Here is a 13,158-nt window from a genome sequence, read left to right on the forward strand (position 1 = left end):
GAGGATCTTCGGCGTGGCCGCCGCTCGCGTGACAGCCGCTGCAGGTGTTGCCGCTTCTCCGGCCGGCAGCACATGACCGGGCACTCGCTCGCTGAGCCTGCCACCGAGGTGAATTGAGCTGCTCCGGTACCTGACGGCGCTATCAGGTCGATGATCACGCTTGATGCCATGATCCGAGCGTGCGGCCCCGACAGCGGCCCTGTCGGCTTCATACAACCGACCAGCGGCCCACCCGATCAAAGATGGCACGAGCCCCCCGGCTCCTTCGGGCTCGATCGGGTCACTCGCCCATTCTGAGAGACTAGAGACCGCTTGTGGGGAGGCGTGTCTACGTTGGAGCAGCAGTTGCGATTCTCGGTGCTGGGTCCGGTCCGGGCATGGCGTGATGAGACCGAGGTCCTGCTCGGCCCACCGCAGCAGCGCGCGGTGCTGACCACGCTTCTGCTGGCAGAAGGTGCGCAGGTCTCGATGACCAAGCTGTCGGCCGCAGTGTGGGGAAACGAGGCTCCTGCCTCCGCCCCCGGCATCCTGCGCGGTTACATCCACCGCCTCCGCAAGGCTCTCGACCCGGTGGGCGACCCTGCGAACTCGGCGATTCGTTCCATCGGTGACGGATACCAGCTCGGTGCCGCGTTCGAGTTGGACCTACACCGCTTCCGTGACCTGTGCGCTCAGGCCAAACGGGCACGCGGCGAGGGCGACATCGCGGGGGCGGTGAAGCTCTTTCGGGAAGTGAACAGTCTGTGGCACGGCACCCCGTTGGCCGACGTCCGGGGCGACTACGCACAGCAGCAACGTATGCGTCTGACCGAACTGTGGCTGTCCGCAACGGCCGACCGCCTCACCGCCGAACTGGATCTCGGCCACCTTACGGAGGCCGTCGCCGAGCTCGCCGACCTGGTTGCCGAGCATCCCCTGGACGAGCGCTTCCGTGAACTGCTGATGCTGGCCTATTACCGCTCGGGCCGGCAGGCCGCGGCACTGGACACCTACCGCGACACACGGGCGCTGCTTGCGGAGGAGCTGGGCGTGGACCCCGGTCAGGCGCTGCAGACGCTGTACCAGCGCGTCCTCCAGGCCGACTCTACTCTCCTCAGTGCGCCCCCTCCGCCCGATTCTGCTCCTGAAAATCTGCGGTCCGTGCCCGTCCCAGCACAACTGCCTCCCGTGTTGCCGGTGTTCGTCGGCCGACAGGCTGAACTGGCACGGGCGACTGCATTGTCTGCGAGCGGCACCGTGATCGTCAGCGCGGTCGCCGGCACGGCAGGTGTCGGTAAGACCGCGTTCGCGGTGCACTGGGCCCACCAAGTCGCCTATCGCTTCCCCGACGGTCAGCTCTATGTGAACCTACGCGGCTTCGACCCCGTGGGCCTGCCCGTCACCCCCGAACATGCCCTGCGCACCCTGCTGGAGTCCCTCGGCGCCGACATCCGCGCACTACCCCAGGACCTCGACGCTCTCGCCGCCACCTACCGCACCCACATCGCGGGCCGTCGGCTGCTCCTGCTCCTCGACAACGCCCGCGATGCGGCCCAGGTTCGCCCCCTCCTGCCTGCGACCCCCGGCACCCTGGCCATCGTCACAAGCCGGGACCGGCTGACCGGCCTCATCGCCGTAGACAGCGCCCATCCGCTTCAGCTCGATGTCCTCACAGCCGCCGAAGCCCGCTCCCTGCTCGCACGACGCCTCGGCACCGCCCGGGTGGACGCCGAACCGGACGCCGTCGACGAGATCATCTCCCGCTGTGCCTGCCTCCCGCTCGCCCTCGCCGTCACCGCCGCTCGAGCGGCCACTCGCCCTGGCTTCCCGCTCACCGCGCTCGCGGCTGAGCTCCGCGACAGCGCCGCCGACCTCGACGCCTTCCAGGACGACGGCGACACCGCCGCCGACGTACGCGCCGTCTTCTCGTGGTCGTACCACGCCCTCACCCCCGAGGCCGCCCGCCTGTTCCGTCTCCTCGCCCTGCACCCGGGCCCCGACACCACCGCGCCCGCGGCCGCAAGTCTCGTGGGCCACCCCCTCCCGCAAACCCGGCGTCTCCTCGCCCAGCTCGTGCAGGCACACCTCCTCGACGAGACAGCCCCCGGCCGCTACGCCTCCCACGACCTGCTCCGCAACTACGCAGGTGAACTCACACAGACATTCGAGACCCCCGCGCAGGTGAGGGCCGCTCGCTACCGCGTGCTCGACCACTACCTCCACACCGCCCACGCGGCTGCCGCGCTCACCAACCTCGCCCGCGCTCTCGTTCCCCTCGATCCCGTGGCCGAAGGCGTACGACCCGAGGAGTTCGACGGCAACGCGGGAAAGGCGACAGCCTGGTTCACTGCCGAACAGGCGGTACTCATCGCGGCTGTGGAGCAGGCGGCCGCGCACGGCAACGACACCCACACCTGGCGACTTGCCTGGGCCATTTCCAATTACCTTCACCTGCGTGGCCTGTGGCAGGAAGAAGAGGCTGCGCAGCGCGCCGCTCTGGAGGCTGCGCGCCGACTGGATGACCAGCGGGCCGAGGCATACGCCCATCGCGGCCTCGGCCTTGCCATGGCGGGCCTAGGACATTTCGACGAGGCGGCCTCTGAAGCTCGGCGGGCAATCAAACTGTGCACCGACACCGGCGATCTCAGAGCCGCAGCCGAGAGCTACCGCGTTCTGGCCTGGTCACTGGAACAACAGGGAGACCTGGAAGGCGCGCGGGATGGAGCACAACGGTCCCTCGCGCTGTTCCGCGCCTGCGAAGGCAAGGGCGCCGACAACATCCGCAGCCGGACGGCGATCGCGTCCGCGCTCAATGCGGTCGGCTGGAACGAGATGCTGCTGGGCCGCCCTCAGGAGGCACTCGATCACTGCCTGCAGGCCCTGGCGCTGTGCCAGGAACTGGGAGACGCCACCAACGCGGCGCATACCTGGGACACCATCGGCTGCGCCCACCATCACCTCGGGCAACACGCCGAAGCCGTCGATGCCTTCCAACGCGCCCTCGGCCTCTACCGGTTGCAGGGCGACCTTCCCTGGTTCGTCGCCAGCACTCTGACCCACCTCGGCGACACCCAACTCAGCGCGGGCACTCCGGAAGCGGCCCGCGTCGCCTGGACCGAGGCCCTGGCCATCATGGACCATCTCGGTCACAGCGACGCCGAATCCCTCCGGAAGAGACTCAATCCTGAGGAACGTCCCGCTGCGACGCCGGAAGAGTCGTCTCGATGAAGCTACGACAGGTTCTTCCCTGACCAAGTCGCAGATCTGCCCTTGATCAGACGTGATGCTCCCTGCCCCTGACCGATGGGGCGGACGATGATTGACGCCTGCTTCATTCCGGGACGCCCGTCGCATTGGCTCTGCTCCCATTGCCTGCCGCGTTCGTCCGGCGCACGCATGTGGGCGATGGGGCAGCAGCACCAGATTGCCGGCTGTCCGTCCGGGAACCGATCAGCTTCGCCACCCGGCGATCGCCGTCTCGGTGAGCAGCACGCCAAGGTCGATGAGCAGCGGCTTGCGGTCGATCCGTCGAAGGCGGGTTGAACCACATGGTATGCGTTGACGTTGTTGCTATTGGACAGAAAGGCAGCGTCTTGCAGGCTGGCCACTGATCGAGGATGCAATTGCGCTGCGCCAAGCAAGGGTCGCCGAAGAATATTTGAGGGATATTTATGCCGCACAGGAATGAAGACATGTCGTCACAGACGAACGAGTACTACACCATATACCCCCACCTCAAGGGCCTTTGTCTGCCATCGAGAGGCGAAAGGGTCGGCCGCTGACTGCAGGACGCTTCGAAAGGTATTGGGGCGCTGAATGAAAATGAAAAGAATGCCATGGGGGCTGGGGCTCAAACAGTGGATTAGCGTGAAAGATGCAGCCAAGGGTCCATATCGGGGAGTTAAAGAAGTGCCGCACTACCACATGCGCGCGGGGTCGCGAGCGTCCACGTTTGCCATCCCGGAGAATGCATCTGGCAACGAGTTCTGTCGCGTAGGCTGCTCCGGCAGCCCCGGCGGCCCATGCTGCTTCTATGCAACCGGTTCATCGACCAGTTGATCCGAGTTCAGTAAATCTCCTGGCGAAGGATAAGGTCGGAGCGTCCGCTTCCTTGCTGAATTCGACGAATGTTACCCCTCCCCCTCCCACCGTTTCGGGCGTTGATGCAGTAGTGCTTTTTTCTCGCCACCGCGCGGGGGCGAAATAACCACTATCCGGCGTGTCCGTTCTGCGCCCCTGCATTATACAAGGTATGTCCGTGAATGATTTCGAGTCGTTTCGGGCAGAGGCGGACTGCACGCGGGGCCGCCCGCCTGTCCGCCGAGGGCTGGGCTGTGCCTCCGTCCGACGCCCAGCGTGGAGTGTGAATTTCGCCGCCTTTGTGGCACCGCTTGCTGGGCAAGATATGTCCTTGTTTTCAGCCCGAGAGGTCAATTGACCGTGCTGTCGGCGGCGTGGAAAGCCCTGGCACCCGCAGTTACTGAGGTTGAACTCGTGATGTCGTCTTCGGTGATCAGGAGCTGATGGTCAGTCCTGTCTCGGTGAGGCAGCCGTCTATGAGGTGGCTGCGGTACTGGATGTGGCGGAGACCGCGTCGGACGGTCTGGACGAGGTGTTCTGGGGTGCTGGAGGCGACTTTGGAGAGCCAGCCGCGCCGCAGCAGCGACCAGATGCCTTCGACGGGGTTGAGGTCGGGTGCGTAGGGCGGCAGGTGGTAGATGGTCAGCCAGTCCTGGGCTGCCGCCCATTTCCGCAGGTCGGCGGCCTTGTGGACGTTGAGATTGTCCCAGACCAGCACGATCGGGCCGCCGAGCTGCTGGTGTGCGGCGATGAGCAGGTCGCGGTAGTCGCGCCAGGAGAAACTCTTGCGTCCGTCGCGGTTGCCGTCGTCGCGGCGGGGCCGATAGATCAGCCTCGAGCGGTGACCGGGTCTGTAGCAGGTCAACGCTGCGATGGAGATGCGTCTGCGGGAGCGGCCGCGGACGCATACCACCGGAGTTCGACCGCGCTGTGACCAGGTCTTCGCCTGCGGCGGCGTCATGGAGAAGCCGGCTTCGTCCTCGAAGACGAGCCAGGCTCCACGGGCCGCCGCGAGTCTTCCGCGCAGGGCCAGGTCTCCTTCACCCAGCCGGGCCACGGCCTCGTCGTCGCGTTCCATGGCCCGGCGGGCGGGGACCTGGCAGGACCAGTCGTTGCGCATGAGCAGCTTGCGCACACCCTGAATGGTGTAGGCCAGGTGGAAGCGCCGGCCGATCACGGTCTTGATCCGGCTCAGGGTCCAGCGCTGGTCCTGCCAGCCGTGCGCGGCCGGCCCCTTGGCCAGCTCCGCCTCCAGCTGTGCGAACTGCTTCTCGCTCAGCCTCGGCAGCGACGCCGGCCCCTGCGACCGAAGAGCGCACGGACCGTCCTCCTCCCACGCCTGCCGCCACCGCTGTACCGAGCGGACACTGACCCGCAGGTCCTTGGCGATCGCCGAGCTCGCCTCGCCCCGGGCGAACCTCTCGGCCGCCCGGAGGCGTAACTCCTCTCGGAACTGCTGCCGTTCGGCGGTCAGCCCGCCCCCTTGTGGATACCGCATGCAGCGGTGCTACCGCATGAGCGACGAGCCGCGGTGCCAGCACGTGCTACCCGAGCCGAAACAGAGACCCTGCGGCACGTACTACCGCTGGATCCCGGTGTGCAGCATATGCAAGATCCCGCACAGCACTTCCCAGTCCGGCAACGGCTTACGGTCGGGAGGCCGGAATCTGCGCTCGCGCTGCGGCGGTAGGGGCTCCAGGTGATTTCAGAGCTCATCCGACACAATCCGTGGCGACGTCTCTAACGTAAGCCCGACCGTTCAGGTGCGCGCCAGACAGGGCCATCAGGATCGTTCCAATCCCGCCTCATTCAGCACGGCTTCAGGGAAGAAATCTCATCATTGACTCCGGTATCGTCTCCGGAAGGGTTGAGGCTATTCACCTTCTGATGGGCCTCGACCGTGAGCTTCTCTCCACCGAACTCGGTGTGCTCATAGAAGCAGATTCGGTGGTCTGTCCGATTGTCGATGTAGGAAATCTTGTCATTGAAGTGAACTGAGGTCTCTTCGCCGGTGCTTTCATTCTTGGCCGCAAAGAACCTGCCGACGAGGCTCGACTCTTCGAACGGGATGCTGGTTGTGCACAGGCCCTTGCGGTCAGTGTTTGTGCAAACTTCGATTACCGCCGGTGCGCCCGCTTCGATACCCTTTACGATGCTCTCGAGAACGTCAGAGTCATCTCCGCTGCCCGGCTCCTCCGGAGCGGGAACGAGAGGAACGATGGTGTCATTGTCCGACCCGGCGACTGCGTCCTTCTTATCGATCTTTCCGGAACTCCCTTCAGAGGCGGCTCCGCAAGCGGTCATGGTCAGGGTCGCGACCATGGCGATCACAGCACATGCCGTAATCCGTGCGTGAGACATTTTAAGCTCCTTAATGAAGTCGGTCATCTTCCTGGTAGCACGCTCATACGCGGGCTCTCGCCTACCTCTACGGCCCGCACGCGAATGGGGTTCAACTTTCGCTGTTGACGTGAAGCAAGCAGGTAACGCCACGTTCGGCACGGGATGGCAGGCGAGCGGAGGCATCCCGAGTCCTGAGCTGTGCCCGGTCGAGAGGAGCTATGCCTTCCCGCCTTGTGCGATATGTTCTGGTTCGGGAACTGGGACGTGCGCCTAGTTTCTCCTGAAATCCAACGCTTACCCTTTGCCGGCAGGGAACTCTGGGGAGGAAGCCTCGGTGAACGAGGAGTTGCGGTTCGCACTGCTTGGGCCAGTCAGGGCGTGGCGGGGTGTGGAAGAGATCGACCTTGGTCCCCCGCAGCAGAGGTTGGTTGTGGCGGCGCTGCTCCTGGCGGACGGTTCACCGGTGTCCTCGTGTGAACTGGTCAGCGCGGTGTGGGGTGTCAGGGTGCCGGCGTCGGCCGCGGGTGTGTTGCGCACGTACATTCACCGCCTGCGCAGGGCACTGGAGCCTGCCGGAGCCTCGGCGACGTCGGTGATCCGCCAGACGGGGAATGGCTACAAGATCTTCTTAGCTCCCGGTCAGTCGGACCTCGCAGCCTTCCGCGAATTGGTCACCCGAGCCGAAGGAGCCCGACGAACGGGAGATACCGAGAATGCAGCCGAGACTATGAGGGAGGCATTGGCTCTGTGGCGAGGGACGGCGCTGGCCGGAGTTGCCGGCGAGTACGCGCAAACCCAGAGGCAGCGGCTCGGTGAGTTGCGTCTGTCCGCGCAGGTCTCTCTTGCCACTGTCGAACTAGACCTCGGATTGCCTGAGAAGGCTGCCGCGGAACTGACTGGACTGGTGTCCCAGTACCCGCTGGACGAGCGAATCCGGGAGTTGCTCATGCTCGCCCTGTACCGGTCAGGGCGCCAGGCAGCAGCCCTTGAGACCTACCGGGAGGCACGGATGCTGCTCGCGCACGAACTCGGAGTCGATCCCAGCCTTGGTCTGCAAGTTACGTACCAGCACGTCCTGCGTGCCGATCCCGCACTGTTCGCTCCGTCGACCCCCGCGGCCAGAACCACCCCTGCGGCACCCCGGGCTCCCGCCCCGGAATTTGCCGGCGCGACAGTCGTCCCGGCGCAACTCCCGGCCGGTATAGGAACGTTCGTCGGCAGGACTGCGGAGCTGGGCGAGATCGCCGAGCTCTCTTCGAACGGGGCTGCGACGGTCATTGCCGTCGCGGGAATGGCTGGCGTGGGCAAGACCGCCTTCGCAGTGCACTGGGCGCGCCAGATCGCCGACCGTTATCCCGGAGGCCAGCTCTATCTGAACCTACGCGGTTACGACCCGGCCGGTATGCCGGTCGGTCCGGAAGCCGCGCTGCGAACCCTGCTGATATCGCTGGGCGCCGATCCAGGCGCCCTGCCGAGGGACATGGACGCGCTCGCCGCGCTGTACCGCACCCTCCTCTCCAACAGACAGGTACTCGTGCTACTGGACAATGCCCGCGACGCCGCGCAGATAAGGCCCTTGTTGCCTGGAACATCGGGCTGCCTCGCCATCGTCACCAGCCGCAACCGGCTCACCGGACTCATAGCCCTCGACGGCGCCCACCCCGTCAACCTCGATGTCCTCACACAGCAGGAGGCCCGTTCCCTCCTCGCAAGCCGCCTTGGCCCTGCCCGGATCGCTGCCGAACCGAACGCGGTCAACGAGATCGTCACCCGTTGTGCCCGGCTTCCCCTGGCCCTGGCCGTGACCGCTGCCCACGCGGCCACCCGAACTCCTTTCCCCCTCGCCGTCGTCGCAGCGGAACTGCAGGAACACGCCAGGAGTCTCGATGCCTTCCACGACACCGACACTGCAGCCGACATCCGTGCCGTCTTCTCCTGGTCGTACCACGCTCTCACTCCCGGGGCCGCCCGCCTGTTCCGTCTCCTCGCCCTGCACCCGGGCCCCCAGGTCACTCTCTTTGCCGCCGCCAGCCTCGTCGCCGTCCCCGTGCCGCAGGCTCGGAAGCTCCTCTCCGAACTGCTCGAGACCCACCTCCTGGACGAACCTGTCGCCGGCCGCTATACGGCCCATGACCTGCTGCGTGCCTATGCGGCCGAACTCACCCAGACCCTCGATTCGCCCGACGAGGCGCGGACCGCACGTCGCCGCGCATTCGACCACTACCTGCACACCGCCCGCACGGCACTGGCCTTGACCGCCGAACGGGCATTGATCCCGATAAGCCCCGCGGTCGATGGGGTGTGCATCGAAGATTTCGGCGGCGACACCGTGAAGGCCACGCAATGGTTCGCCGCAGAGCAGGCGGCGCTCCTCGCCGCGGTGGAAGTGGCCGCCATCCACCGCTACGACGTTCACTGCTGGCAACTCGCCTGGTCCATGGCCAACCAACTGCACTGGCGGGGATTGTTGAAGGAGAAGGAGGCCGTGCATCACACCGCCATGGCCGCAGCGCGTCGGCTGGGTGACCGGGTTGCCCAAGCCCACATCCACAACGGTCTCGCTACGGCCACGGCAGGTCTGGGGCGCTTCAACGAGGCGGGGGTGCATGTCCGGCATGCCATCGAACTGTCAGTTGAGGCCGGCGATACGCGAGCCTGCGCCGAGAGCTATCGCACGTTGGCATGGTCTGCTGAGCAGCAAGGCGACCCCGAAGCCTCACTCGCCGCCGCTCAGCGGTTCCTCGCGTTTCTCCGAACGCACGACGATCTGGATGGCGACGACTGCCGTGGCTCACGTGCGCTGGCCGCAGCGCTCAATGCGGTCGGATGGTGCCACGCACTGCTCGGACAGCATGAGCAGGCCCTCGAGCACAGCCAACAGGCCCTCGTTCTGTGTCAGGAACTCGACTGCGTCACCGGGTCCGCGCAGACCTGGGACAGCATCGGCAGTGCCCACCACAACCTCGGCCAATATGAGCAGGCTGTCACCGCCTACCGCAGCGCCCTCGGTCTCTACCGGCGGGGCGGCTTGCCGTGGCTGACCGCGGACATCCTCAGACGCCTTGGGGACACTCACTTGAGCTTGGGTGACCTCGGCGCGGCTCGCGCTGCGTGGAACGAGGGGCTCGGCATCTTGGAACAACTCAACCACGCTGATATCGAAGGCTTCCATGCCAGGCTGCACGGGCTCGGTGGATGAACGGATCTGCAGGGGACGGACGGACACGGCATCCGACGAAGCGCAGTTGGCCCTTCCTGCAGAGCCCAGCAGATGAGACGTGGTGGGTTGTCGGTGTACGGACCTTTCTCCCCAGATGCGTACGGACGAACGTCCCCGGCTCTGGCCTCAGGCAGCGATAACGGTGCAGAGGATCTCGGTTGAGATCGATGACCCGAGCAGGGACACTCACGCGATGAGCCCCAGCACATTGTCTGAACCGATCGAGCGGGGGTGGGACGACCCTGGTATCGGGTCCGCATGGAGAACTTCCAGGCGTCGTTCCTGCCCAGCGACGGGCGACTTGGACGAGGTCTGCAACGTCGATGTCTTCGTGACTCTGAAGGACGGATCCTGTTGGACCGCGACCGTTTTCACCGTCGCGGAAGTCGAGCGCCTGATGAAGCTCTGGACAGGGATCGACGAGGCCCTCGGGGGCCAGTACTTCTGGGTCTCGGACGGCCTGTTCGTCAGGGATCCCGGCATCGACAGCATGACCGGCGTGATCGCCGGGCCCGTCAGGCCATGCGCGGCCGGGCCCGATGCAGCGGCTGCTGCGCTGCGCCCGCTGGGACGCCGACGCCGTCCGTGACGACATCCGCGCCTATGCCGTCGAACACCTCGGCGCCCAGGGCGCGGTGCTGATCGTGGACGAGGCCGGCCTCGTGAAGAAGGGCCGGGCTTCGGCGGGCGTGCAGCGCCAGTACACCGGCACTGCCGGGCGCATCGAGAACTCCCAGGTCGGAGTCTTCCTCGCCTACGCCACCAGCCGAGGACGGACACTGATCGACCGCCGGCTCTACCTGCCCGAACAGTCCTGGTGCTCCAGTCCCGGACGCCGCCAGGCGGCCGGGATACCCCAGACTGTGCAGTTCCAGACCAAACCCCGCCTGGCCTGGGAGATGATCGTCACCGCGCTGGACGCCGGGGTGGAGGCACCGTGGGTGACCGGTGACGAAGCCTACGGGCATGACCCTCAGCTTCGTGCCGCCCTGGAGTCACGCGGGACCGGCTACGTGATGGCCGTCGCCTGCTCCACCGGGTGCGGATCAACTCAGGCCGCACCACTATGCGCGCGGACATCGTCGCCGAACGCCTGCCCGCCCGCGCCTGGCAGCTGCACAGCGCAGGCAACGGCGCGAAGGGCCCGCGCTACTACGACTGGGCCTGGATCCACATCGGCACCGACGGACACCGCCACCTGCTCGTCCGCAGCAACCGCACCAGTGGTGAACTGGCCTTCTACCTGTGCTGGTCACCTGCCACGGTCACCTTGCGGAACGCGTCCGGGTCGCTGGCGTCCGCTGGAGCGTCGAGGAGTGCTTCCAGGCCGCCAAGGGCCAGGTCGGACTCGATCATTACCTGGTCCGCAACTGGACCTCGTGACACCGCCACATCACGCTCGCCATGCTCGCCCTCGCAGTCGACGCCGCCCCCGACCAGCCCATCGATCCCCACCACCCCGCCCGCGGCAGCGACCCGATCCCGCTGACCGTCCCCGAGGTCCGCCGCCTACTCGTCGTCGCGCTCATCCCACAGGCCGTGACAGCGGCCAGGCTTCTGCACTGGTCTGCCTGGCGCCGACGCCACCAAGCAACAGCCCGCCGCAGCCACTACCGACAACGGTCAGCTGACCAACTCACTGGATAGATCACGAAGCCGCACTGGAGTATTAGGCGGCTGAGCCTGTCCGATGGTTCGTGTGACGCTCCGGCTGGGACCTCGCGCCACGGGACATCGGGCAGGGTGCGGATCCCTCGGACGAAGATTGGCGTCGGCTGCAGCGACACTTGCCGACGAGTCGCGGCCGGGGTTGGGCGCAGACAGCGGATCCTGGAGAGTACCGGCTTGCTGATGGTCCGTCCGCCCCGCACGAACGTAGGTGCGGAAGCGCACTGGCGAGGGTGTGGTTAGAGGGTGAGCTGAGCCACCCGTTCACGCACGGTCGGGAGGTCCAGATACTCGGCTGAGCCGGGGCATTCGGTGGATGTCCAGTCCTGGTGGCCGCCGAGGGCGGGTCCTTCGGTGGACTTGCCGCTGGTGGGACTGAGGTAGGTGATGCTGGCGAGCGGATCCAGCTTGTGCCGCGCGGCAAGGGAGGCAGTCAGTCGGACCAGGGCGTCACGCATCTGTGGTGGCGGCTGTTCCTTATTGAAGTCACCCAGCAGGGCGATGCCAATGTTCCCGGGGTTGAAACCGAAGGTGTGGAATGCGGTGACGACCTCGTCGTCCGCGTTGTGTGCGGGTATGCCGTCCGTGCCGCTGTATCGGCCCTCGTAAACGGTGCCCTGGTGGTCGATCAGGAAGTTGTAGCCGATGTCACCCCAATCGTTCGAGGTGGCGTGCTGTTCGTAGATCGCTCGTACGGTGGCGGCGGGGTCGAGGTCGCCCACGGGCGTGGCGGTGTGATGGACGGTGATCGCCTGTACCTGGGTGAAGCGGGTGGGCGACGACTCGCGCCCGTCCGCGGTCAGGCGCTTCGCCTCGTCGGCACCCCAATCCGCACGAAGCATTAGGCCGGGCGGCGGGAAGTCGAGGGCGCCGGAGTCCGAGGTGCCGGGGACCTGCGCCGGGGCGTTTTTCGACGGGGTGTCCGACGGAGCGGGGCGCTGTTTCCGCCCGAGGTGTCCCGCGTCGATGGCGATCGCCTCGACGACCTTCACCCCGGGGTCGACGTCGAGCTGGTAGCCGTAGCTGCCGTGAGCCGGTACGAGCGCTCGATTCGGCGGGGTTGTCGATTTAGTGCGCAAGATCTCGGTGTCTTTGCCGCAAGGGCATCCGGCGGTTACGTCCTGCCAGGCACCAGGCTTGCCGCTGCGGTCGATCAGCCGCAACCGCACCCCGCGTGGTGAACCGGTCCAGGTGAGGCCGACCGCCGTGATCGGGAAGGAGGTCCGCTTCACCACGTTTCCCGGGGAGGGCTCCTGTGACACCCGGACTCTGGGATTTGCGTCATCCATCGAGCCCCGGTGGTCCGAGGCCGCTGGTCCGCCCGCGGCCGCCCCGCATGCTCCGAGCAGCGGCAGCCCAGCGGTAACGGTCCCGAGGACCGCGAGGAAGCGTCGGCGTGACGTAGGAAGCCCGCGCTCTGCCTGAGGCTCGTGCCGGGGGTACGTGTCGTTCACCATGCGCTCCGTCAAGATCGGCTGCCGTCTACCGACACCTACGGCGTAGTAGGGAAGGTGAGTTCACTCCTTTTCGCAAAGGCAGAAGCGGGTTTGTCATGCTGATCGGGATTCGGCCATGCCGCCGCGTCTTCGCTCAGCCCCGGTGTGAATCGAACCGCCGTCGCCTGGTCGCCGTAGTGACACGCGGATGCCGGGTCTTCCGCGACAGACCATCGGCTCGGCCTCGGCAGCGGACGGTGGTGCGCCCCCGTCGGCATCCGTCCTCGCGCCTGGAAGGGGAGGCCGCGGCCCGGCTCCGCCCTTCACCGACGGAGCGGACCGCGGTGCCGGCTTGCCGTTCCGAAGGCTGCTCCAGGCGCCCTCTGGAAGCCTGGCCGGATTCAACTAGCCATTTGGGAGCAGGAGTTGTCG

6 protein-coding genes and 4 pseudogenes are annotated in these 13,158 nt (G+C 66.4%); 5 read left to right on the forward strand and 5 right to left on the reverse strand.

What is annotated here, in order from left to right:
* Window positions 1–333: 333 nt before the first annotated feature.
* On the forward strand, window positions 334–3,207 hold the full coding sequence (locus tag J2X68_RS39670) for a BTAD domain-containing putative transcriptional regulator (RefSeq protein WP_310437479.1): 2,874 nt from the start codon (window positions 334–336) through the stop codon (window positions 3,205–3,207).
* 1,285 nt (window positions 3,208–4,492) lie between these two features.
* Here J2X68_RS39670 and J2X68_RS39675 read toward each other — a convergent pair.
* The 4 genes and pseudogenes from J2X68_RS39675 to J2X68_RS39690 form a co-directional block, all read right to left on the reverse strand.
* Window positions 4,493–5,437 (reverse strand): IS630 family transposase, encoded by a 945-nt coding sequence (locus tag J2X68_RS39675; RefSeq protein WP_310437483.1) that lies wholly within the window; start codon window positions 5,435–5,437, stop codon window positions 4,493–4,495.
* Window positions 5,426–5,557: pseudogene (locus J2X68_RS39680) on the reverse strand (transposase); the annotation flags it as partial. The pseudogene J2X68_RS39680 and the gene J2X68_RS39675, both read right to left, overlap by 12 nt.
* Window positions 5,558–5,641: 84 nt before the next feature.
* Window positions 5,642–5,785 (reverse strand): annotated as a pseudogene (locus tag J2X68_RS39685) (IS5/IS1182 family transposase); the annotation flags it as partial.
* An 83-nt stretch (window positions 5,786–5,868) separates the two neighbouring features.
* A complete protein-coding gene (locus J2X68_RS39690) occupies window positions 5,869–6,447 on the reverse strand; it encodes a hypothetical protein (RefSeq protein WP_310437480.1) in 579 nt (192 codons plus the stop codon).
* A 289-nt stretch (window positions 6,448–6,736) separates the two neighbouring features.
* Here J2X68_RS39690 and J2X68_RS39695 point away from each other — a divergent pair, with 289 nt between their 5' ends.
* The 4 genes and pseudogenes from J2X68_RS39695 to J2X68_RS39710 all read left to right on the forward strand — a co-directional run bounded on the left by J2X68_RS39695 (window position 6,737) and on the right by J2X68_RS39710 (window position 11,005).
* Complete coding sequence (locus tag J2X68_RS39695; protein ID WP_310437481.1) at window positions 6,737–9,601, forward strand: BTAD domain-containing putative transcriptional regulator; 2,865 nt, start codon at window positions 6,737–6,739, stop codon at window positions 9,599–9,601.
* A 214-nt stretch (window positions 9,602–9,815) separates the two neighbouring features.
* Window positions 9,816–10,211: pseudogene (locus J2X68_RS39700) on the forward strand (hypothetical protein).
* Window positions 10,162–10,665, forward strand: a pseudogene (locus J2X68_RS39705) (IS701 family transposase); the annotation flags it as partial. The pseudogenes J2X68_RS39700 and J2X68_RS39705, both read left to right, overlap by 50 nt.
* A gap of 202 nt (window positions 10,666–10,867) precedes the next feature.
* The gene (locus J2X68_RS39710; RefSeq protein WP_310437484.1) at window positions 10,868–11,005 is read left to right on the forward strand and encodes a hypothetical protein; all 138 of its coding nucleotides are present in this window, start codon (window positions 10,868–10,870) and stop codon (window positions 11,003–11,005) included.
* 524 nt (window positions 11,006–11,529) lie between these two features.
* Here the strand turns inward: J2X68_RS39710 and J2X68_RS39715 are convergent.
* Window positions 11,530–12,522, reverse strand: coding sequence for a peptidoglycan recognition family protein (locus J2X68_RS39715; protein ID WP_310437482.1), 993 nt, complete (start codon window positions 12,520–12,522; stop codon window positions 11,530–11,532).
* Between the last annotated feature and the right edge of the window lie 636 nt (window positions 12,523–13,158).

This window comes from Streptomyces sp. 3330 (assembly GCF_031456635.1).
Classification (GTDB): Bacteria; Actinomycetota; Actinomycetes; order Streptomycetales; family Streptomycetaceae; genus Streptomyces.